The organism is Thalassolituus marinus (assembly GCF_020320395.1).
GTDB lineage: Bacteria > Pseudomonadota > Gammaproteobacteria > Pseudomonadales > Oceanobacteraceae > Venatoribacter > Venatoribacter marinus.
Genome location: NZ_JAEDAH010000020.1, coordinates 171,519 through 195,099, shown reverse-complemented (window position 1 = coordinate 195,099; position 23,581 = coordinate 171,519). Strand labels below are relative to the sequence as shown.

Genomic DNA, 23,581 nt, shown 5'->3' with positions numbered 1-23,581 from the left:
GTTCCCCTGGTAGGCAGTAGGCATTGCAGATTTAAAAGTCGTTTATAGAAAACAGATATCTTTAAAACTGTGGGACAGCAGTGGCCATTCGGCGGCTTTTTTATCAGCTGCTGCGCGGGGGCATCCCCAGTTTTTCGCGCATCAGGCGCTGAACCTCGGAAGCCATTGCTTCCGGTGCAAATTTAGACAGGAAGCCGTTACAACCGACCTTTTCCACCATTGCCTTATTAAAGTTACCTGACAACGACGTATGCAGAATCACAAACGTATTCTTTAACTCTGGGTCACGACGAATTTCAGTCGTGAGCATATAGCCATCCATTTCCGGCATTTCAGCATCGGTGATGATCATCATCAGATTGCTGTTTACATCCCGCCCCTCTTCCTTCCAGTGCATGAGCAACTGGTAGGCTTCCAGGCCATTGTGAGCGACGACAATATTGAGTCCCATTGGCCCCAGAACGGTTTTCATTTGCTCAATAGCCACACTGGAGTCATCGACAATCAGGATATCCTTACCACGAATAGCTTCCAGCAGCTCCCGGTCGTAGGCATCTTCACCCAGTGCTGTCTGATAGGGTGCAATTTCAGCCAGGACTTTTTCTACGTCGATAATCTCGACGATACGATCGTCGATGCGGGTAATCGCTGTCAGATAATGCTGGCGACCAGCACCACCCGGCGGAGGCAGGATGTCACTCCAGTTCATATTTACAATTCGATCAACGCCTCCCACCAGAAACGCCTGAACCGTCATGTTGTATTCCGTAACGATGATGGTCGCATCCTGCTCGTCAACCTTCAGCGGCCCCATCTGAATAGCGTGTCGCAGATCCACGACAGGAACCGTCTGCCCACGCAGATGCGTGACACCGCGGACAACCGGGTGTCGATCCGGAATGCGGGTCAGCTGCGGCATACGCATGACTTCCTGCACCTTGAATACGTTGATCGCAAAGTGCTGGGAACCCCCTAAATGAAAGAGTAATAACTCAAGGCGGTTCTGCCCGACCAGCTTCGTACGGGCATCAACACTACTGAGAACCCCGCTCATAATACGCTCCACCAAAACAATCTTTACTCAAGTGTAGTCAAGCACTCCGAAAACGCATGGAAATACCGTCTACACTCAAGTAATCGGAGGTTGGAACTGATATGACGAACAAGGAATCACTGCTGCTCGCCCGGCAACCTATTCTGGACAAATCGCTGCAGGTCGTTGGCTATGAGTTGCTGTGCAGGCCCGCGCCAGAGGATTCCCTCAGCTGGCAGGCAATGAACGGAGACTCAGCGACCAGCAACGTCATGATCAGTGCATTCAATGACATCGGCATCGATGAAGTAACCGGAGGGCTGCCCGTCTTTATCAACTTCACCGAGCACTGGCTGCACAACCCCCCTATTCTGCCGACCGTGAATATGGTCGCGGAGGTACTGGAATACATCGAGCCAACCGACAATAACTTACAGGCAATTCGCCGGCTGAAGCGTTACGGCTATACCGTCGCGCTCGATGACTATCAGGGTGATCCGACCCAGGCGGCCATCATTGAACTGGCTGATATCGTAAAAATAGACATTCGTCGACTGCCATCGCTGGCCACTTTAACTGACATTATCAATCGCTACAGCCGACCGGAGCTTACCTGGCTGGCCGAAAAAGTAGAGACTCAGGAAGAATTCCAGCAATGCCTGGAGGCTGGCTGCGAACTGTTTCAGGGCTATTTTTTCAGCCGCCCTGCGGATGTTTACGGCAAGTGCCTGCCCGACAATCAGCTGGCCGTGTTACAACTCCTTCACACGCTGAACGATCCGGACTCAGAGGTCGAGCAAATCACAGCGATCATGCAAACCGATCCGCAGCTCAGTTACAAACTGCTGCGCATCGTTAATTCCGCCGCGGTTGGTCTTCCACGGGAAGTGACCTCCATTGCCCGGGCAGTGGTCATTGTCGGAATCGACCGCCTGCGGGCCTGGGCCAATCTTATTTCTCTGGGGCAACTGGCAGATAAGCCATCTGTTCTGCGTGAGCAGGCCATAATCCGCGCATACCTGTGCAAGAGCATCACACTGTCATGGCCTGACCTTGATGAAGATACCGCATTCACCATGGGCTTGTTTTCGCTGCTGGACGCTTTTCTGGACTACCCGCTGGACAGTATTTGCCGGCAACTGAACTTGCCTGATTACCTGACAGAAGCACTACTGGAGCATCGGGGTGGGTACGGTTTGATTCTGGACACCGTTATCGCAATGGAACGGGCAAAATGGGACGACATTAACTGGCCGGTACTGGCCGGCATGAAAATCACACCGACCGATCTGGAAATGCGCTATCTGAGCGCCATTCACACGACTCGTGATTTGCTGATCAGTGAAACCTGATCAGCCAGGGTAACCGGTAATATCGCGAATAGACTGATAAAGAGGCTTCAGCCGACGGTACATCTTCAGATACACCTCACGATACAGGCGATTGTAGAGACGAACGGCGGCCGGGTCCGGTTCGAATACATCGCCAACCCGGGTCATCGCCTCGACCGCAGAACGATAATCCGCATAAACCCCAAGACCAACAGCACAGTTAATAGCGGCTCCCAGACCAGAGGTTTCCGAGGTATGAGGGCGTTCGGCCGGCATACCGAAGATATCGGCGGTCAGCTGCATTGCTGCATTACTGCGTGAGCCACCACCAGACACCCGCAAACGAGTCAGCGCCTTACCTGTGCGTTTCTCGATACGTTCCTTGCCCATTCTCAGTTCGTACGCCAGGCCTTCCAGAATGGCGCGGTAGATATGTGCTCGTTTATGCACATCACCAAAACCGATCAGCGCACCTTTGCCCTCCGGACCAGGCTGACGTACACCTGGCGACCAGTACGGCTGCATCATCAACCCCATGGAACCCGGCGGGACCTGATTCACCAGCTCATCGAACAAAGCCTCAGGCTCGACGCCACGCTCTGCTGCCAGGCGCTGCTCATTGTGCGCCAGCTCCTCCTTAAACCAGCTCACCATCCAGAAGCCGCGATAAATCATGATCTCGGTATTGTAGTGCCCGGGAACAGCCGCGGAATACGGAGGAATAAACGGAATCACCTCGGTATAGCGTTCCGTGGTGGTATTGATGGTTGCAGTGGTACCGTAACTCAGACAGGCAATATGGGGATTCAGACTGCCCGAGCCCAGTACTTCACAGGCTTTATCAGACGCAGCTGCAATCATTGGCAGCCCTTGTGGCAACCCCGTCAGCTCAGCAGCTTGCGCTGTTACCTGACCAATCAGCTCACCCGGCTTAACCAGTTCCGGCATCATTTCACGGGTACAGTTCAGCAGTTTCCACTTGAGATCCGACGATTTCGCCCATTGCTGACGGCGATAATCATACGGCAGATAGCCAACAATGGAGCCAGTAGAATCTTTCATTTCACCCGTCAAAGACCAGGTCAGCCAGGCGGACAGGTTGACGTAATAACGGGTCTTATCCCACACCTCAGGCTCATACTGTTCAAGCCAGTTATCGCGGGCTTTTGCACGAAGATCACGAATCAGCGCTGACAATCCCAGTGTTCGGATCAGAACACCCCACAGACCACCCACCGGTTTCTCAACCCGCGCCTGACGCTGATCCATCCAGACAATGGCCGGACGCAAAGGACGAAACTGGTCGTCCAGATTGATCATGGTGTAGCGCTGAGTTGTCAGTGACAGCCCTGCTATCTGTTCCGGCTTTACCTTACCGCCCTGCCACAGACGACTGAAGGCCTCGCACAGACGTTGCCAGTAATAATCAGCATGCTGCTCGGCCCAGCCCGGATGCTGAGAGAAATAAGGTTCGATCTCTACTTTACTGCAGGCAACCTCGTTGCCCTGACGATCAAAAACCAGTACACGGACGCTTTGCGTACCGTTGTCGATACTTAACAGATAGGGTTTATCTGACATACTGCCTCAGAAATTATGCAGGAATGCTGTAGTGAGCCTTCCAGATTGCGCGATAACGCTGTAACTCGGTATTCCAGCGCTCGTCATTCCAGCCCAACTCCTGCTGACAAATATTGCGGATACGCTCCATCACCTTCTCACCGCCACCTTCCAGCAGCAGTCCCAGGCGAGTGCGTCGCAACATCAGATCATCCAGATGTTCAACCGACTCTGCCGCCGCAGACCAGCGCACTTCTGCCCACAAGGTCCGGCAACCTGGTACCAGGTCAAGCTCATCGGCGGACGCCTTGTCCAGCAGCGCAGCCATGTCCATTCCGTAATGACCACGCAAACGCTTGTCGGAATAAGACGGAAGCTCAGCCGTCGTCTCAGGCACATCCGCAACAGGCGTGAACAGCTGGGCAGAAAATTCGCCGTCCGGATACTTGCGGATGTATTTACGCGCAGCCTGCAGAACATCCAGGGCAATTAAACGGAAGGTAGTCAGCTTGCCGCCGCTGACACTGACCAGTCCTGCATCATCCCAGACACTGTGATCGCGTTTTTCTTTAGAAGGATTTAACGCACCGGAAGACACCAGTGGGCGTACGCCAGCCCAGCTGGAAATGATGTCTTTTTCTTCAATATCGGCGCCCGGAAACTGATACTGAGCAACACGCAGCAGATAGTCCAGCTCTGCACGGGTCATGCTTGCTTCGGTATTGTCGATGCCTTTATTGTCGATATCCGTGGTGCCAATAACCGTACGGCCTTCCCAGGGGAAAATAAAAATCGGACGTTTATCGTCAGGGTGCAGTACGGTAAACGACTGCGCTACCGGCAAACGCCAGAACGGAACGACGACATGGCTTCCTCGTGCCGGGCGAATTTTCTTTTCAGCGTTCATTTGCCCGCGCAGCTCATCTGCCCACGCACCCGTTGCATTAATTACCACATCGGCATTTACGCTGATCTGCTCACCACTGATGACATCTTCCACCATGGCGCCGGTTACACGCCCATCGGTTTTAATCAGTTTCTTAACGCCGACATAATTAATGACGGTTGCACCATCTTTCTGCGCTTCGCGCAGCACACGCATAACCAGACGAGAGTCATCTGTGACCGCATCAGCAAACTGCGTTCCACCAATCAGATTTTCTTCGTTGATCAATGGGCTAAGGTAAGAGAAATCGTCTTTACGAAAAAACTGACGGTAACGTTTTCCGGCAAAGAAATCGTAAACGCGCAATAACGTATTGAAGACAAAAGGACCGGGAAAACCGCCCTTATAATGCGCCATCATATAGCCCATACGATCGACCAGCCCCGGTAGTTCGGTCATCAGGCGCTCACGCTCATGCACTGAGTGCATGGTGGTTTTGATATCACCCTGAGCAATATAACGCAGTCCACCATGCACCATTTTTGATGAACGACTGGAGGTACCCCAAGCAAAATCCTGGCGTTCCAGCAACAGTACGTTAAGGCCACGGCGAGCCGCTTCCCGGGCAATGCCCGCACCGGTAATACCGCCCCCTGCGATGATCACATCCCAGTGTTTGCCCGCTGACTTCAGTTCGTTTAAGCGTTTTTCGCGCTCTCCCGGGGCTCCGGCTGTCTGCCACATAGCGTCGGTATTCCTGTTTTTTATCGTGAGAATGTAGTTATAAATTTTTTCAGTGCTGAGTTTCAGCTTTGCCTTTTACTGGTGTGGCGAGCACATCAGCCTGCTGGCTGTCTTCCAGCAGAGTTCCCGGATTCAGGCGACCCTGAGGATCCAGATCATCAGCCAGCGTTTTAATCATACGCATACCCAGTACGCCCTTCTCGGCCATCAGGTAAGGAGCATGGTCTTTACCTACACCATGCTGATGCGAAATCGTGGCACGACCACAGGCAATGACCGAGGACGCCTTATGCTTCAGCTTACGCCAGCGCTCCATCGTACCGTCGTAATCCTCTGCACAACGGAAAAAATAGGTCGTGTAAATACTGCAGCCCTGAGAATACATGTGTGACAAATGGGTGAAAGCCATAACGTCTTCGTTATCGCTGCGCAAAGCCGTTTCCAGTGCGCTTTCAATATCGTTCATCAGCTGATCAACGTTATCCCAGTCGGTGGCCGTTTCCAGCGTGTCGACCGCAATGCCACGAGCCCAGGTGGTTTCACGCAGGTACGGGAATTTGAAACGTCCATGAGACCAGATACTGCCCATAATATTGGCCAGAGGGCCACCCACACCGCCGTGCTTTTTCAGAGTTTTGCGGATTTGCTTCAGCGATGCTTTGTTCTGAAATTTACTGCCGGTCACACCAAAGGTCAGCATGCATCGTTCGTCTTTCAGGCCCATCAGGCGAAGGTAACGATCAAGCAATTTAAACTGACTTTCTTTAGTGCCCAGATGCAAATGGGCACGCGCCTCTTTGGCGTTACTGACGCGCATCATCGACATCGGCACACGATTCTGCACCAGCTCACGCACAGCCGTTTTCGCAGACTCCCAGTCAGGCATAAAGACAACAAAAAATTTCTCTTCTTCAGCTACCCGAGAGACGCGTACTTTCACTTCGGTAAAAATGCCAAAGCGACCTTCACTACCCATCGTAACTTCACGGATATCCGGACCGGCAGATGAAGCCGGGATGGTTGGAATATCGAGAGTGCCTTGCAGGGTTTCCATGCGTCCACCAGCAAACATTTGCTCGATGCGACCATAGCGCAGCGACTGCTGACCGCTTGAACGTGACGCAATCCAGCCGCCAACGGTCGATAATTCCCACGACTGCGGAAAATGTCCAAGCGTATAACCGCGCGCGCGCAGCTGAGATTCCACCAATGGTCCTGGCGTACCGGCGCCAAAGGTTGCGATCTGACTCTCTTCGTTCAGATCCATCAGCTGGTTCATGCGACCCAGGTCCATCGTCAGAATCGGACGGGCACTGGCCTGCGGAGTAATATGACCAGCTACCGAAGTACCGCCACCGTAGGGGATTACATTAACGTCGTGCTTGACGGCGTAATCCAGCAGCTCACGTACCTGAGAACTGGTTTCCGGATAGGCAACCCCGTCAGGGAAAACCCCGAATTTCCCACTGCGCATCGCCAGCCAATCCGGAAAGCTCTGACCACGGGCGTGACGAACACGATCTTCCGCAGCAGTCACCACCAACGGATGCTGCGGCAGACGGGACTCCGGAACCTGAGCCATAACGGACTCCAGTGAAGCATCTTTCAATGCTTTGGTTTCACCGATAACCGAACGGATCAGACGCTCCCCATGCTCTGGTACTTCTTTGATATAACTATCATCACCCCAGCCATTCCAGCGACGTGCCATTCATGTCCCCTTAATGTTCGTTGAACCCTGTAGAATAAGAACGCTAAGATAGCGCGAAGCCTGTTAATTCGCACTGACTGATTGAGACAGTAACGTAGCAAATTCAGCCATGAGTGCCTGCCAATCTGACGATAACAAGAATGATGAAAAACGCATGACAGAAAAGCATTTACTCGGTACCGCCTCCGCTGCTGCGATCCGTCAGTATCTCCGCGCTGCGCAGGACTACGGCATAGATCCGACCGACGCGCTGAAAGCCGCCGAGATTCCGGAAGGCATCATTGATAACAGCGTCAGCCGTACCCATGGCCGTGCATTCCAGACCCTTATTCGCTGGCTGATAGAACACACCCGTGATCCATTATTCGGCCTGAAAAGCTCCCGCTACGTTCAGCCGGGCTCCTATAGTCTGGTCGGCTATATGGCCATGAACTGCCGTATTGCACGGGAAGCGCTGCACATAACACCGATGTACGAAGCCATTGTTGGTGATATGGGCATCACCAAAATTGAGAAATACGGCCCTCATCTCGCCATGCGCTGGGTCTGCCAGTACGACGACCCCATGGTACGACCTCATATGATTGATAACGTGCTGGGTAGCTGGCTGCTGTTTGCCCGCTGGCTGGCGGATATGCAGGACGGTAAACCGGAACGCGTGCTGTTCGAACGTCCACGTCCACCCGCTGAGCTACTGAAAACCTACGAAGAAGTTTTCCAGGCACCTCTCGAATTTGGCTGCGATCGCAGCGCTCTGATTTTTTCTGAAGATGTGCTCGACACCCCACTGCGGCAGCCAGATCCGGTATTGCTATCATCCCTGGAGAAACAGGCGGCGTCAGTTATTGCAGAAATTCAGGAGCGCCATCCCGTGGTAATGCAAACCCGTGCCTTGCTACGCACCATGATGGAAGACGGCCTGCCCCGACGGGATAAAGTGGCTTCGGAGCTGGGGATGACTGAACGAACCCTGCAACGTCGCTTACAGGAATCCGGCACGGGCTACCAGCAGCTGCTGGATGATCTGCGTCGCGAAGTCGCCACAGAATGGTTACGCAACACCCGCATTCCGGTAAACGATATAGCGACCCGACTGGGATTCAGCGAAGCGCGCTCTTTCCATCGCCGCTTTAAAGCCTGGACCGGCATGACCCCGGGCGAGTATCGCAACAAGGACGAATAACCAAAGAAAGATAAGAAAGTTATTGAACAGTGTTCATTAAGAACCTATATTGAACACCGTTCAGAATAACAACGGAGTCAGAATGGCACGCCGTAACGATCACAGCCCGGAAGAACTGACCGACATGGCCACCCGCCGGGTACTGGATTGCCTGGAAAGTACCCCTGCCAGCGAATTGAGTCTGCGCAGCATCGCCCGCGATATTGGCTATTCACCCGGTACCCTGATCAACCATTTCGGTAGCTTCAGCCTGCTGTTACTGGCGGCCAACGCACGTACGCTGGATGATCTTTACCAGACGCTGCACACTGCCATTCACACAGCCAACGAGGAGAAATCCGGGCTTAAAGCCATCGCCAGCGCTTATCTGGCCTTTGCTCGCCAACGCCCTAATGCCTGGCGTTTGCTGTTTGAACTTCGCCTCGCTGACGATGAACCACTTCCAGCGTGGCAGGAGCAACGAATTGCCGCTCTGTTCACGCTACTGGAACAGGAATTACTGAAACTGAAACCCAATGCCCGAGTTCAGGACTGCCAGCAGGCTGCCCGTGTTCTGTGGGCTGGGGTTCAGGGCATCTGCCAGTTAACACTGGAAAATAAGCTGTTCTCACCCGCCGGCATGGCTGACGACAGCGAAATACTGATCAACTCGTTATTAACCCACTATCTGACTTCCTGGACGGAAGCAGAGTAAATAATCACTGCAATGGAGTTCGCCGCATGAGTTCGCACAACCAATTCGAACTGCTGAAACAACGACGATTTCTGCCCTACTTTATTACCCAGGCGCTGGGCGCGTTTAACGATAACCTGTACAAAAATGCGCTGCTGTTACTGATCGCCTTTGGCGGGATTACAGCCGCCGAAGATTCTGCCCTGTACACCAATCTGGCTGCAGGTTTGTTTATCCTGCCATTTTTCCTGTTTTCACCGATCGCCGGTCAGATAGCTGATAAATATGAAAAATCCGCATTAATACGCGGCGTTAAGTTGCTGGAGGTCGGCATTATGCTCGTCGCCGCAGCAGCGATCGTTACAGATCAGATAATGCTGATGATGGTGCTGCTGTTTCTGATGGGGCTGCAATCCGCTCTGTTCGGCCCGGTTAAATTTTCTTTACTGCCTCAACAGCTGAGTAAAGACGAGCTTATTGGCGGCAACGCGCTGGTTGAAATGGGCACTTTTCTGGCGATTCTGGCCGGTACAATTTGCGCTGGATTGCTGTTTGATCTTGCCGCCGCTAAATACTGGATTGCCACTGGCGTGGTCTTTTTCGCCGTAGCGGGTTATTTATCGAGCCGTCAGATTCCTGCGGTTAAAGCCAGCAATGCCGACCTGACCATCAACTGGAATCCCCTGACCGAACTCGTTAATACCATTCGTAACGCCCGTAAAGACCGCGCTGTATTTCTGTCGATTATGGCTATCAGCTGGTTCTGGTTTCTGGGTGCAGGCTATCTGACCCAATTCCCGAATCTGGCGCGTGATTATCTGGGTGGCAACCCGCAAGTCGTCACCTTGCTGTTAACCGTATTTTCAGTCGGCGTCGCGGCGGGCTCCTTATTGTGTGAACGTCTGTCCGGCCACCGGGTAGAGCTTGGCATTGTGCCAATTGGCTCACTGGGCATGAGCATTTTCGGAATTGATCTGTATTTTTCTCTGACGTCACTCGACATCAGCCAGAGTCTTAGCGCAATGGAGTTTATTCGTAACCCGGATCACTGGCGCATGCTGATTGACCTTGCCTTTATCAGTATTTCCGGCGGCTTATTTGTAGTCCCACTACAGGCTCTGATTCAGGAACGCAGCGATGAAAAATCACGTGCTCAGACTATTGCCGCCAACAACGTGCTGAATGCGCTGTTTATGGTTGCCAGTGCAGGTGTGGGCATTCTTATGCTGGTTGTTCTGAAGCTGAGTATTGCAGAATACTTTCTGGTCATTGGCCTGATGAATATTGTTGTCGCACTGTACGTTTACAGCCGTGTTCCGGAATTCGCCCTGCGTTTCTTTATCTGGATGCTGACCCACACCATGTACCGCGTCACCCACGAAGAAACCGGAAAAATTCCTGAAGAAGGTCCGGTGGTTCTGGTCTGCAACCACGTCAGTTATGTCGATGCCCTGCTGATTGCCAGCGCCAGCCGCCGCCCGGTGCGCTTTGTAATGGACAGAGCCATTTCAGAAATGCCACTGATTAAATACTTTTTCCGTTACGCCAAAACCATTCCGATCTGTTCACCAAAGGCTGACGAAGCGGTTTATGAAAATGCCTTTAAACGCATTCGTGAAGAACTGAACGATGGTCAGGTGGTGTGTATTTTCCCGGAAGGAAAACTGACTAAGACTGGTGAAACCGACACCTTCCGACGCGGCATTGAACGCATTATAGAAGAGACGCCAGTACCTGTTATTCCTATGGCTCTGAGTGGCTTATGGGGCAGTTTTTTCAGCCATAAGGACGGCCTGGCATTAACCAAAACACCACGTCGTTTCTGGTCGAAGGTGACCATTAAACTGGGACAGATGATTGCTCCGGAAAACGTCAGCGCAGACGTTCTGCAAACCGAAGTGAACGCGCTGCTGCAGAAGAAGGCGTAAAGATAGCGACTGCTCAGCCAATGCGACTGAGCAGTGAATCAAATACGCGCTGCGGCGACACTTCGCGGTAACACGGCGGCTGAATGTCGCCGGGCTCGTTTTTCAGACAGGTTTTCGACAAGCATGGCGCACAGTCGCTGTATTGACTGGCCAGCACCTCAACCTGAGGACCAAGGACACCGGTAAGTGTGGCATCCGTCGCGCCATAAATCGCAATCGATGGCACTTCCAGCGCGGCAACAACGTGCGACAGACCGGTATCAACACCTACCACCGCCTGAGCGTAAGCCAGATAGGCATTCAGATCGTTGAGACCCATTTTCGGCAGTACTTCGGCGCCGTTAATATTGGCAGCGATGCGCTGTGCGCGTTCATGCTCTTCGTCATTACCCCAGGGCAGAAAGACTGTTTGACCATTCGCCGTTACTTTTTGTGCCAGCTCCTGCCAGTAGGCTTCCGGCCACAACTTGGTAATCCAGGTCGTGCCGTGCAGGAACACCCAGTAATCCCCTTCCACCTGCGGACGTGTCCAGCGCGTACGATCAACACCATAACTGAGATAATCACCTGGAACCTGATAGCCCAGCGCCTGGGCAAATAACTGACGTACTCTTGGGATAGCATGCTGGCCTTTGGCAACCGCCTGCGGAAACTGGTAAGCACGCGCCGCCAGCGGTTCACGGCAGCTGTTTTTATCCAGACCGTAGCGCGGGCCCTTAGCCATACGAGTGAATACAGCGCTTTTGATCAGGCCCTGAGCATCCAGAACCAGATCGTATTCCGTCGCACGCAGCGACTGGCGGAATGCTTTTAACTCTTCCCGGTTTTCGCGCTTAAACAGATTCTTACGCCAGCGACGCCAGGCCACCGGAATGACCTTATTAACCGCCGGGTGCCAGGCAGGAATCGCAGCGAATGCTTCTTCAACGACCCAGTCGATCTGCAGCCCGGGTATGGCCCGGTAGGCATCTTCAACCGCCGGCAGGGTGTGAAACACATCACCCAGAGAAGACGTTTTAATCAGCAGGACCTTCACTCACACCCCAGCACATCTGAAACTCGAAAGACCGGGCACTTTACCCGATTGCCTCATCGATTCAATAGCCAGCCCGCGCCGCCTTGACTTTACTGTGATGCAGCGCAACCATGCCGCCCTCAAAAGTTAAGGTAGAAGAACGTGCTGAAATCGTGGAAATTCTGGGTCAGCGTTGCGCTGCTGATCGGATTGATCTGGCTGGTTGAAGACAGCTACGGCTGGGCAGCCGTTCTGCAAAGCTGGAGCAGCATCCCCCCGTCCTCACTGGCACTGGCATTGGCACTGATGCTGGCCAGCTACCTGCTGCGAGCTCTGCGATTCTACGATTTCTTTCATGCCAACTGCGCCGGGCACTTTCCTCGCCTGATCCGCATTACCGTACTGCACAACTTCTTTAACAACATGCTGCCGATGCGCAGCGGCGAAACCGCCTTCCCGCTGTTAATGAAACAATACTTTGACCTGCCTTACCGTCACAGTGCTCCGGCATTGCTATGGCTGCGCTTACTGGATCTCTACGCGTTACTGCTGCTGGCGGCATTTTCGCTACAGGGTCAGTTGCCGCTGAGCGAACCCCTGCGCTATGGCCTGATGGCCTTACTGGCGATTGCCCCGCTGGCAGTGTTGCCCCTGCAAAACGGTCTGAACCGCTTCCTCAGCAATCACCATAAAGGTTGGGCCAATAAAGCGGCAGAGCTGATGCACGCCTTGCCGGCTTCACCCTGGCCATTTGTGCGGGCGCTGTTCTGGACACTGGTGAACTGGACCCTGAAGGTTGGTGTCTATGCCTGGCTGCTGGCGCAGTTTCTGCCGATTCCGTTTATGCAAAGCTGGATGGGTGCCACCACCGGTGAACTGAGCAGCGTGCTGCCAATTCACGGCGTCGCCGGTGCCGGCACCTACGAAGCCGGTATTCTGGCAGGCCTGCTGCCCTGGGGCGTTGATAGCCGGGACGCACTGGCGGCAGCGGTAAACCTGCATCTGTTTGTGCTCGGCACGACACTGCTACTGACCGCACTGATTACTGTTGCCACCCGGCATCTGGCCAAAGCCCGGGCAAACAAATAAGCCGGACAGGCAACGCACTGTTGCATGTCCCGGCACATACCGCGGGCCTACGTTATTTTACTGACCCCAACATTTGGGTATGATCGCGGTTCTTTTTTAAAGTCCGGCCATCTTAGCCGGGTGAAAGTCCGGCTATGTGGTTCCGGGCGTTATACAGATAAGAGTGGTACCGACCTTGACTGAGTCAAACACAAACCAAGCACGTAAACCGTCACTGTCCATCGTGATTCCGATGTACAACGAGATCGAAAACGTTGAGCCAATGGTTGCCCGCGTGCACGAAGGCCTGGCGGAATATGACGGTGACTGGGAACTGCTGGTCGTCGATGACGGCAGTACGGACGGTACCCCCAAAGCTCTGCATAAAGAATCTGAAAAATACGGTTCACACGTACGCGTGGTAGAACTGCGTCGTAACTTCGGTCAGACAGCGGCCATGCAGGCCGGTATTGATGAAGCGCGCGGCTACCTGATCGCCACCCTGGATGGCGACCTGCAGAACGATCCGGCGGATATCCCGCGCATGGTCGATCACCTGATCGAACAGGATCTGGACCTGCTCACCGGCTGGCGTAAAAACCGTAAGGACGATCTGATCCTGCGTAAGATTCCGTCCCGCATTGCTAACCGTCTGATCGGTAAGATCACCGGCGTACGCATTAACGACTACGGCTGCTCACTGAAAATCTACAAGGCATCTGTGATTAAGCAGGTTCGCCTGTACGGCGAAATGCACCGCTTTATTCCGGCATGGGTAGCTGCCGTTGTGCCACCAAGCCGTATCGGTGAAATCGTTGTATCCCACAACGCCCGCGTTGCTGGTGAGTCCAAGTACGGTATTTCCCGCACCTTCCGCGTGATCCTCGACCTGTTGTCGGTATACTTCTTCATGCGCTACCGCGCCCGTCCGGGTCACTTCTTTGGCTCCATCGGTCTGGGTCTGGGTTCTGTGGGTGGTCTGCTGCTGACCTATCTGGCGTTTTGCAAATTCATCCTCGGCGATGATATCGGCAGCCGTCCGCTGTTCCTGATCGCCGTGGTGATGGTCATTGCTGCCCTGCAGTTCCTGACCACCGGCGTACTGTCTGAGTTGATCTCACGCACCTATTTCGAGTCGTCTCAGCGTCAGCAATACGTGATTTATCGTCCGTCCGAAGCCACGTCTGAACCAGAAGTGGAAGCTGGCTGGAATACCGAAACCGGTAAAACAGCTGCTTCAGCCCAGTCCCACAAGGACGAACCAGCCGACCATGCCAGTTAATCTGCAAATGCGAGTGCCGGGCCTGAACATGCCCGGCTGGCTGCTGGCGACTCTGGTCGCCTTTTTCTTTCTTAACCTCAATGGTTTTCTGCTGTTCGACCACGATGAAGGCGCTTTCAGCGAGGCTACTCGCGGCATGTTTGAGCGTGGCGACTTTATCACCACCTGGTTAAACGACCGTGTCCGCTTCGACAAACCGATTCTGATTTACTGGCTGCAGGCCGCATCCATCTCGCTGTTTGGCACCGAAGTCTGGGCATTCCGTCTGCCATCAGCACTGGCTGGTCTGGGCTGGTCACTGGCTATTTTCGCGTTTTGCCGGCGCTACCTGAACGAAGCTACAGCGACGGTTGCGGCTCTGATGGCAGCAGCGGCTCTGGGTATCAATACGATTTCCCACGTGGCCACCGCCGATGCCCTGCTGAATGCCATTCTGGCGACCACTCTGCTGATCATGTACGGCTACAGCCAGTCACCGTCCAATAAGCTTCTGTACGCAATATATGCCCTGATGGCACTCGGCGTACTGACCAAGGGGCCGGTTGCAGTTGCCATTCCGCTGATGGTGTCTGCTCTGTTTTTCCTAAGCCACGGGCTGCGTACAGAATTCCTGCGTGCCATTTTCTTCGTACCGGGCTGGATTCTGTTTATTGTGATCGCAGCCCCCTGGTACATCGCTGAGTACATGGCACAGGGCCAGGCGTTTATTGATGGTTTCTTCCTCAAGCACAACGTCAATCGTTTCAACAACGCGATGGAAGGACACGATGGCGGCTTCCTCTTTTACCCGCTGGTTCTGCCATTTGTACTGGCGCCATTTGGCGGATTGCTGTTTCGCATTCTGCCATCCATCAGAAACCTGAAGCCTGGCAAAGACGCTCTGGATGCCTGGCTATGGATCTGGTTCCTGGTGGTTCTGATTCTGTTCAGTCTCGCCAGCACCAAGCTGCCGCATTACATTCTGTATGGCTGTACCCCGCTGGTCATTCTGATGGCACGCTATCGTCACTGGCTGCACAGCCGCCTGCTGGCGCTGGTATTTCCACTGATACTGTTCGCAGTGATGATCGCATTTCCCCTGCTATTGCCGCTGGCCGAGCAGCGCCTGACCAACCCGATTGAAATTGCCGTAGCCCAACGCGCTGCACAGTTTTTCAATCAGGATTTCAGCATTCTGGCAGCAGTGGCTGCGCTTATCAGTGCCGCACTGATTCTGTGGAAGCGCTTCAGTCCCTGGTTTTCACTGATTCTGGTTGGTGCCATTCAGGCACTGTTTGTCTGGTTCCTATTCATTCCGGCCTTCAGTGAGTCTCAGCAGCGTCCAGTATGGGAAGCTGCACAATTTGCACGCACGCTGAATGAACCTGTGTATACCCAGTCGATCGATATGCCGAGCTTTAACGTGTACCTCGACAAGGTTACTGAACGCCGACGCCTGAACCCTGGCGAAGTTGGCTTTGGTCGCGAAGATCGTCTGGCAAAGGATGAAGAGCGCCTGGGTATTCAGTACCAGGTTCTGTTCCAGTCTGGTCCGATCCAGATTGTCCGCCGGACAGACGGAACCAGCAGCGCCTCTGCCGCAGCGGAGCAGCACTGATGCAACGCCCTGCCACTCTGACACTTCTGGCCACCGCCCTGCTGGCGGCGGCCGTTACTATCTGGCTGAGCGGCTGGAATCAGTCAATGTTTCTGGTACTGAATCATGCTGGCCATGCCCTGCCGGATGCACTGTGGAGCAATCTGACACTGGTCGCAGACACCTTATTTGCGGTTGCCGTTCTTCTGATTGCTGCCAGTTTCCGCCCGATTATGTTTAATCAGGCGCTGCTGCTATTGCTGCTGGGCGGGCTGCTGGTACATGGCTTTAAACAAGGACTGGACGTTCTGCGCCCCGCTGCCGTACTGGATCGTGACAGCTTCTATATCATTGGCCAGGTGCTGAAAAACCATAGTTTCCCGTCCGGACATTCCTTTACCGCGATGAGCTGTGCTGCCCTGCTGTTTCTGAATATTCCGCGCAGGACAACGGCCTGGCTGATGTTACTGATTGGTGCTGCGGCGGCCCTTAGCCGGGCGATGGTTGGCGCACACTGGCCACTGGACATTCTGGTAGGCAGCGCTGCAGGTATGCTGACCGCCGTGTTCTGCGTGTACCTTACAACCCGCTTCCGCTGGCTGCGTGGGCACGGTATGAAGCTGTTTACTGTGTTTCTGCTGACACTGGCTTCGGCAGCACTGATCTGGCATGAAGATGGCTATCCTCACACCGACCTGCTGGCACTGATTGCAGCCGTTTCTGCGCTACTGACAGCCGCCGTTCGGGTCTGGCTGCCGTTGCTACGCATGACATTTCAGGCCAATTCTGTATCCGGGGCTGAGTAATCAGCCGCCGAACAGATCGAAAGTAATACCCCCATCATCCGCCTGATCCATCCAGCCTTTGGGCTTGGAAAAGGTCTGCTCCATCAGTTCAGCCACACTATCGGGCATTTTCCGGGTTGGTTTCACGCCAATCATGGCCTCAAGTCGCTTTTCGTCCTGCCCAAGACAAGCAGCCATTGTTGCTACATCGAGTGCATTCTCGAGTAACAGCTCCTGTGCTCTGTGCCAGCGAACGTCTTGATCTGTCATCACTAATTGAACCTTTTGAAGTCTTATTTCAAACTATTAGTCAATAATATTTTTCTTTATGACTTTTCTACGCCTGCTATATAGTGGTCGGCGCGGAAAGGATTGAAATATTACCTCAATATTTCTGTCATAGGCTGCTCATCTTCAAAGTGTCATCGGATATAGAGTAAAAACAATATGCGTCGTGTAGTGGTAACAGGTATCGGAATCGTAAGCTGTCTGGGTAACAACAAGGCAGAAGTGCTGGACTCTCTCAAGGCTCAGCGCTCAGGCATTCGCTTTATGCCAGAGTATGAAGAGCTGGGAATGCGTAGCCATATAGCCGGCAAGCCACAAATCGACCTGGACGAAGCCATTGATCGCAAACTGAAGCGTTTTATGGGCGACTCTGCGGCCTACGCCTACCTGTCTATGAAAGAAGCCATCGAAGACTCCGGCCTGACCGCTGAAATGGTCAGCAACCCTCGTACCGGTCTGGTTGCCGGTTCCGGCGGCGCAGCATCCTCTGATCTTGTTGAGGCTGCGGACATCCTGAGAGAAAAAGGCATCCGCAAAGTGGGCCCATACCGTGTAACCCGAACTATGGGTTCAGCGGTATCCGCTAACCTGGCGACGCCCTTCTCTATTAAAGGTGTTAACTACTCCATGACATCTGCCTGCGCGACCAGCGCACACTGTATCGGCCATGCGATGGAACTGATTCAGTGGGGCAAGCAGGACATCGTCTTTGCCGGTGGCGGCGAAGAAGAGCACTGGTCTCTGTCTATGCAGTTCGACGCCATGGGCGCACTGTCCAGCAAGTACAACGACGCACCAGAAACCGCTTCCCGTGCCTATGATGCTAACCGCGATGGTTTCGTCATTGCCGGCGGTGGCGGCATGCTGGTGCTGGAAGAATACGAACATGCGGTTGCTCGTGGCGCAACCATCTATGCCGAAGTGATCGGTTATTCTGCAACATCCGATGGTGCTGACATGGTAGCGCCATCTGGCGAAGGTGCTGTGCGCTGTATGCAGGATGCACTGGCCATGGCCGGCAACCCGACCATTGATTACCTGAACACCCATGGCACCAGTACGCCAGCGGGTGATATCACCGAATTGAAAGCAGTTGGTGAAGCCTTTGGCGACAAAATCCCACCAATCAGCTCTACAAAATCACTGACTGGCCACTCTCTGGGTGCAGCCGGTGTGCAGGAAGCAATTTATGCGCTGCTGATGCAGCAGAATGGATTCATTACGGGTAGTGCCAACATCACAGAAATGGATGAAGGCGCCAAAGCATTCCCAATCGTCACCAGCAATCGTGAAGCTGAACTTAAGACAGTGATGTCCAACAGTTTCGGCTTCGGTGGAACCAATGCGACCCTGATTTTTCAGTCTCTCTGAAAAATGACATACTGGGTCACATTTGCTGGATATTAATGATATTCAAGAAAGAGTTTTTGCGGTTTACTAGCGCGCCTGTTCTGTATTTACAGACCGTGCGCCGGTCTGAGCTCAGCTCAGCGGCTGGTTAAGAGACATCCGACACAGGCCAGCCACCCGGAAACAGCACGACACGGAATAACAATATGAAAGAACAGACTACTAAGCAGGTGCAGAACGCAGCGGAACGTACCGTTGATGAACTGTTCCTCAAAGCGGAGCAGCTGTCTGCTGACTTCTCGCTTTTCCCTGAATACGAAGATAATCAGGTCGAGCACAACGTGCGCGGTCTGATCAGCCCGGAGCGTTGTGATTCTGAGCTGGAGCGTCTGCGCGCACTCAACATCGATAACTACATTGAACAGGTTGTCACGCCAAGCGAAAGTGCTTCACGTCCCGGTGCCAAAGCGATGGTTCAGCATCTGGTGCTGCGTACCATCACTGAAACAGAAGATGGCCCGCTGTATTGCGCCGAAGCCGATATGGATTTTGGCGGTCAGATCCGCCGCGTCGGTTTCGTTTGCCAGAACCGTGAGCACGCCAATGGTGCCTGGGGGCCTCAGCATCACAACCGTGCGGCTCAGGTTGCCCGCGCCTACGCCCGTCGTGCGATGCCGATTATTACCTTTATCGACACCCCCGGAGCTGACGCTGGCGAAATTGCCAATGCTGGCAACCAGGCACACAGCATCTCCCACCTGATTACCGAAATGGCCAACAATGATGTGCCAACGCTAGGCATCATCTGGGGCGCAGGTTACTCCGGCGGCGCGATTCCTCTTGCCACCACCAATATTCTGCTGAGCGTGCGCGACGGTATTTTCAATACCATTCAGCCACAGGGTCTGGCGTCTATCGCACGCAAGTACAACCTGTCATGGCAGGAATGTGCCAAGTATGTGGGTGTATCCGGATTCGAGCTGCGTCAGGCCGGTATCATCGATGGCATCATTGATTACGCCCCGACTGACCCGGACGAAAAACGCTACAACCTGCATCAGGCCATTGTTACAGGTATTCAGACGATTGAAGCCAGCGCGGCAGAGTTCGCCCGTCAGAACCCGTATCTGATGGACCATTACAGCCGCAGTGTTAACCGTTTCCTGCAGCCTTCTGAAAAGCTGGCCAATCTGGAAAAAGGTTCCAACTTCTATCTGGCAGAAACACCCACCGAGCACATTAACCTGTTCGGTCTGACCTATCGCTATACCCGCTATCTGACCCTGCGTCGCCGTATTCACTCCACCACACTGGAGAACTACGGCCGTCTGGCAGAGAAAGAGGTACCGGAAGGCCAGCTGCAGGAACGCCTGCAGCGTGAATCCAAACGCAAATTCCAGAACTGGCTGCAGGCCCCGGAAAAAATCGTCTATGACGATACTCTGCATAAAAGCTGGAAAAACTTCTGGTCAAAATACGAAGACCGCGATGAGAGCCGTGGCACTATTGCCCGTCTGTTCTTTGGTGAACCCAAGAACAACTATCTGAAAGCCAAGCAGGAACTGTGCTTCAACCTTGGCCTGTATCTGTTTAACCGCTGGAAGTCTGATGCCAGCATCAACTTCGAAGGCCTGCTGGCCTACCTCGAAGATTACAAACAGAGCCGCTTCCTGCTGCGTGCCAACGATATTCTCGATGCCATTGCCGTGGCTGAGTTTGTCGAAAAGAATCCGCATCCGCTGGCCGCCTGGATCCGCGAGCAACTGCCACACGAAACCCGTCAGGAACTGACACAGGGTCTGGCAGCAGAAAAAGCCAAAGGTGCACTGAAACAGTCGCTGGCTACCGCGCTGAACACAATTCTTAAGGATGAACTCATCCCTGAGAGCATTCGCGCCGAACTGAAACTGTCTACCCGTACTGAAGCTCTGGCCAACAGCCTGGCCAGCAGTAAGGTAGAAGCGAACCGTCGTATTCTGGAAGAAGCACTGGCGCCTTACATTCAGTTCCGTCAGGAAAACATCCAGAACCCGGCGCACCCGGATATCACTATCCTTGATGCTATCCTGCACGATGAGCTGCGCTATGAGTTCACTCAGGTATGCCAGAACATGCTGGTGTTCGGTCAGCTGTACGACAACTTCATCAACAATCTGGTGAACGTTGCCAAAGAAGCCAACGAAGACCGTGCCCTGTCACGCGAATCGCTGAAAGAGCTGCTGGAGAAATCCCTCGCTGAAGCGACCGATGGCGACAGCTACACGCCGCAGGAACGTGAATCCTTCGATCACTGGCTGAGCTACTTCATCAAGAGCAGCCAGCGTGGTGACTTCCTCAAATCCGTTGAAGAATGGAAGAAGCTGGCGTTCCCGCGTCTGTCCGACACTCTGTTCGTGGTTATCACCTTCATTTTTGAGAAGTTGCTGCCGGAATATCACGAAGCAGAACAGGATGGTAAGTCCTACAACGGCCGTATTAACCCCGTGTCCATTGGTCGTCGTAAAGACTTCTGGAACCGTCTGACCATGGCCTACCACGATCTGCTGATCCAGCAGGTACTGGATGACACCAAACGTCAGAAGAAAACGTCTGCCGCTGCCATCATCGAACGTTTCTTCAGTGACTTCGAAGAAACCAACGCCAGCCTGATGTCCGCAGACCCTGTGGCCTTCCCGGGTTTCCGTAGCTCGATTGAAGGCGCACTGAAAAAAGACATCAAACCGTGCGGTGTGATTACCGGTATCGGTACCATCCGTATTGGTGAGCGTGAGCAACAGGTTGGCGCCATCGTATCCAATCTGGACTTCCAGGCGGGTGCCTTCGACATGGCCTCGGCTGAGAAATTCTGCAAGCTGATGGTGGAATGCGCGCGCCTGAATCTGCCGATTGTGGCCTTCGTATCCTCTGGTGGTATGCAGACCAAAGAAGGTGCTGCCGCACTGTTCTCGATGGCCGTGGTCAACGACCGTATCACCCGCTTTGTGCGTGATAACGATCTGCCGATCGTAGTGTTCGGTTTTGGTGACTGTACCGGTGGTGCGCAAGCGTCCTTCGTGACTCACCCACTGGCACAGACCTACTACTTCTCGGGCACCAACATGCCGTTCGCCGGCCAGATTGTGGTACCCAGCTATCTGCCAAGCACCTGCACACTGTCCAACTATCTGTCGGTATCACCGAAATCCATGGACGGTCTGGTCAGCCACCCGTTCTTCGATGATCTGGATGAACGTCTGCGTGCCATCGACCCGGACATGCCGGTTGCCCGTCACACGGTTGACGACGTTCTTGATCGCGTACTGCAGGGTTATATCACTGCGGAACGTCTGGCCCCGGATACCGGTGCCAATGCCAGTGCGCTGAAGAAATACGGCAAGATCGATAAGGTTCTGGTTCACGCTCGTGGCTGTACTGCCGTGAAACTGATCCGTAAGGCGCAGGAAAACGATATTAAAGTGGTGCTGATCCAGTCAGACCCGGATATGGATTCCGTGCCGGTGGACATGCTCGGACCAGAAGACCGCGTGGTATGTATCGGTGGTAATACCCCGGACGAAAGCTACCTGAATGCGAAGTCTGTGCTGCGTATCGCTCACCATGAAGGCGTGGACGCCCTGCACCCGGGTATCGGCTTCCTGTCGGAAAGCAGTCAGTTTGCGGCGCTGTGTGGCAACCACGACATTAACTTTGTTGGCCCACCGGTATCTGCCATGGAAACCATGGGCAACAAATCGAATGCGATTAACACCGCAATGCGTGTTGAAGTACCGGTTGTACCGGGTTCTCACGGCATTCTGACCAGCTCGGCTAATGCTGCTGCCGTTGCCGATGAAATCGGCTACCCGGTACTGCTGAAAGCGGTTCACGGTGGCGGTGGTAAAGGTATTCAGGTAGTTGAATCCGCCGATAAGATTCATGCCCTGTTCCACCAGATTTCCACCGAAGCCAAAGCTGCGTTCGGTAATGGTGACGTGTACCTGGAAAAATATGTGACCTCTCTGCGTCACATCGAAGTTCAGGTACTGCGCGACAGCCATGGCAACACCAAGATCCTGGGTCTGCGCGACTGTTCGGTACAGCGTAATAACCAGAAAATCTTTGAAGAATCCGGTTCCACCATGCTGCCGCGAGAACTGGAACAGGCTGCGTACGACTTTGCTGCCAAACTGGCTGATGCGGTTAAGTATGTGGGCGCTGGTACGGTTGAATTTATTTTCGACCTGGACGCCAACACCATTTACTTCATGGAAATGAACACCCGTCTGCAGGTAGAGCACCCGGTTACTGAACTGGTGTCCGGCATCGATATCGTCAGCACCCAGTTTAAGATCGCTGAAGGCGAGGCCATCGACGACCTGAAACCGGTATCCAACGGCTACGCTATTGAAGTGCGTGTGAACGCCGAAAAAGCGGTGCGCAAAGGTGACGACGTTGAGTTCGTTCCGACACCGGGCCTGATTCGCGATTGCGTCCTGCCGGAAGAAGATTACATCCAGCTGATTGCCATGGCGGCACCGGGCAAACAGGTGTCTCCGTTCTACGACAGCATGGTGGTACAGATCATCTGCTACGGCAAAGACCGTAACGATACCATCGCCAAACTGCGTGAATACCTGGAACGTGTACGTATTACCGGCGTCTGCACCAATATTCCGCTGCTCAAGCGCGTACTGGATGATAAAGTCTTCCAGGATGGTATCTACGACACCACCTATCTGCCGCAATTCCTCGACCGTATCGATGTGGATGCATTGATTACCGATATCGAAGAAGCCGCAGACATGGCTGCCAACGCCGTGGATGCCGATGCGCTGAAGATCGAAGGCTCTGACGAACTGAAAGTTCTGTCACCGTCCACCAGCATCTTCTACGGTTCATCATCACCAAGCGAACCTGCTTATGTGAAAGAAGGTGACGTCATCAGCATCGACCAGACTCTGTGTCTGATGGAAGCGATGAAGATGTTTACCCCACTGAGCCTTAAACAATTTAATCGTGCAGGTGCAGAGCTGTATCCGGCTGACCAGAAGTTCAAGGTCACCCGAATCATGAACAGCGATGGCCAGCAGGTTAACCAGGGCGACCTGTTGTTTGTGGTGAAGCCGGTAAACTCGGCGGAAAACGCAGCCTGATGACAGATTGAAAGCAGGCTGCTGTAAAAACTGAAA

16 protein-coding genes are annotated in these 23,581 nt (G+C 53.6%); 10 read left to right on the top strand and 6 right to left on the bottom strand.

All coding sequences use genetic code 11. The features are described from left to right. Positions 1–103 precede the first annotated feature (103 nt). A complete protein-coding gene (locus I9W95_RS05175) occupies positions 104–1,054 on the bottom strand; it encodes a chemotaxis protein CheV (RefSeq protein WP_225672541.1) in 951 nt (316 codons plus the stop codon). Between the two features lie 101 nt (positions 1,055–1,155). On the opposite strand from I9W95_RS05175, the gene I9W95_RS05170 reads away from it, so the two are divergent. Next, a complete protein-coding gene (locus tag I9W95_RS05170; protein ID WP_225672539.1) occupies positions 1,156–2,385 on the top strand; it encodes an EAL and HDOD domain-containing protein in 1,230 nt (409 codons plus the stop codon). Here the strand turns inward: I9W95_RS05170 and I9W95_RS05165 are convergent, their stop codons facing one another. The 3 genes from I9W95_RS05165 to I9W95_RS05155 are packed head-to-tail and all read right to left on the bottom strand — an operon-like array spanning position 2,386 to position 7,265. Next, complete coding sequence (locus I9W95_RS05165; protein WP_225672537.1) at positions 2,386–3,945, bottom strand: FGGY-family carbohydrate kinase; 1,560 nt, start codon at positions 3,943–3,945, stop codon at positions 2,386–2,388. A 13-nt stretch (positions 3,946–3,958) separates the two neighbouring features. Next, a complete protein-coding gene (locus I9W95_RS05160; RefSeq protein WP_225672535.1) occupies positions 3,959–5,554 on the bottom strand; it encodes a glycerol-3-phosphate dehydrogenase/oxidase in 1,596 nt (531 codons plus the stop codon). Positions 5,555–5,603: 49 nt separating this feature from the next. Then, entirely contained in the window at positions 5,604–7,265 is a 1,662-nt protein-coding gene (locus I9W95_RS05155; protein WP_225672533.1) for an FAD-binding oxidoreductase, read from the bottom strand. 109 nt (positions 7,266–7,374) lie between these two features. Between I9W95_RS05155 and I9W95_RS05150 the strand changes: the two genes are divergently transcribed. The 3 genes from I9W95_RS05150 (at position 7,375) to I9W95_RS05140 (ending at position 11,049) form a co-directional block, all read left to right on the top strand. Then, positions 7,375–8,448: an AraC family transcriptional regulator gene (locus tag I9W95_RS05150; RefSeq protein WP_225672531.1), complete on the top strand. Its 1,074-nt coding sequence runs from the start codon at positions 7,375–7,377 to the stop codon at positions 8,446–8,448. A gap of 82 nt (positions 8,449–8,530) precedes the next feature. After that, positions 8,531–9,142 carry a TetR/AcrR family transcriptional regulator gene (locus I9W95_RS05145; protein ID WP_225672529.1) on the top strand — a complete coding sequence of 204 codons (612 nt, stop codon included), beginning with the start codon at positions 8,531–8,533 and terminating at the stop codon, positions 9,140–9,142. A gap of 26 nt (positions 9,143–9,168) precedes the next feature. Beyond that, positions 9,169–11,049 (top strand): MFS transporter, encoded by a 1,881-nt coding sequence (locus I9W95_RS05140; protein ID WP_225672527.1) that lies wholly within the window; start codon positions 9,169–9,171, stop codon positions 11,047–11,049. Between the two features lie 13 nt (positions 11,050–11,062). On the opposite strand, the gene waaC is transcribed toward I9W95_RS05140, so the two are convergent. Next, positions 11,063–12,085, bottom strand: coding sequence for a lipopolysaccharide heptosyltransferase I (waaC, locus tag I9W95_RS05135; RefSeq protein WP_225672525.1), 1,023 nt, complete (start codon positions 12,083–12,085; stop codon positions 11,063–11,065). A 141-nt stretch (positions 12,086–12,226) separates the two neighbouring features. On the opposite strand from waaC, the gene I9W95_RS05130 reads away from it, so the two are divergent. The 4 genes from I9W95_RS05130 (at position 12,227) to I9W95_RS05115 (ending at position 16,796) form a co-directional block, all read left to right on the top strand. Next, entirely contained in the window at positions 12,227–13,153 is a 927-nt protein-coding gene (locus tag I9W95_RS05130; protein ID WP_225672523.1) for a lysylphosphatidylglycerol synthase transmembrane domain-containing protein, read from the top strand. A 175-nt stretch (positions 13,154–13,328) separates the two neighbouring features. Then, positions 13,329–14,414, top strand: a complete 1,086-nt coding sequence (locus I9W95_RS05125) for a glycosyltransferase family 2 protein (protein WP_225672521.1) — start codon at positions 13,329–13,331, stop codon at positions 14,412–14,414. Then, a complete protein-coding gene (locus I9W95_RS05120) occupies positions 14,404–16,011 on the top strand; it encodes an ArnT family glycosyltransferase (protein ID WP_225672519.1) in 1,608 nt (535 codons plus the stop codon). The genes I9W95_RS05125 and I9W95_RS05120 overlap by 11 nt, the downstream gene beginning before the upstream one ends. Beyond that, the gene (locus I9W95_RS05115; protein ID WP_225672517.1) at positions 16,011–16,796 is read left to right on the top strand and encodes a phosphatase PAP2 family protein; all 786 of its coding nucleotides are present in this window, start codon (positions 16,011–16,013) and stop codon (positions 16,794–16,796) included. Before I9W95_RS05120 ends, I9W95_RS05115 begins: the two co-directional genes overlap by 1 nt. Here I9W95_RS05115 and I9W95_RS05110 read toward each other — a convergent pair whose 3' ends face one another. After that, on the bottom strand, positions 16,797–17,048 hold the full coding sequence (locus tag I9W95_RS05110; RefSeq protein WP_225672515.1) for a hypothetical protein: 252 nt from the start codon (positions 17,046–17,048) through the stop codon (positions 16,797–16,799). 174 nt (positions 17,049–17,222) lie between these two features. Between I9W95_RS05110 and fabB the strand changes: the two genes are divergently transcribed. Both fabB and I9W95_RS05100 read left to right on the top strand, forming a co-directional pair. After that, positions 17,223–18,434 (top strand): beta-ketoacyl-ACP synthase I, encoded by a 1,212-nt coding sequence (gene fabB, locus I9W95_RS05105; RefSeq protein ID WP_225672512.1) that lies wholly within the window; start codon positions 17,223–17,225, stop codon positions 18,432–18,434. A gap of 185 nt (positions 18,435–18,619) precedes the next feature. Then, positions 18,620–23,545, top strand: a complete 4,926-nt coding sequence (locus I9W95_RS05100; RefSeq protein ID WP_225672510.1) for an ATP-binding protein — start codon at positions 18,620–18,622, stop codon at positions 23,543–23,545. The last annotated feature ends 36 nt before the right edge of the window (positions 23,546–23,581 follow it).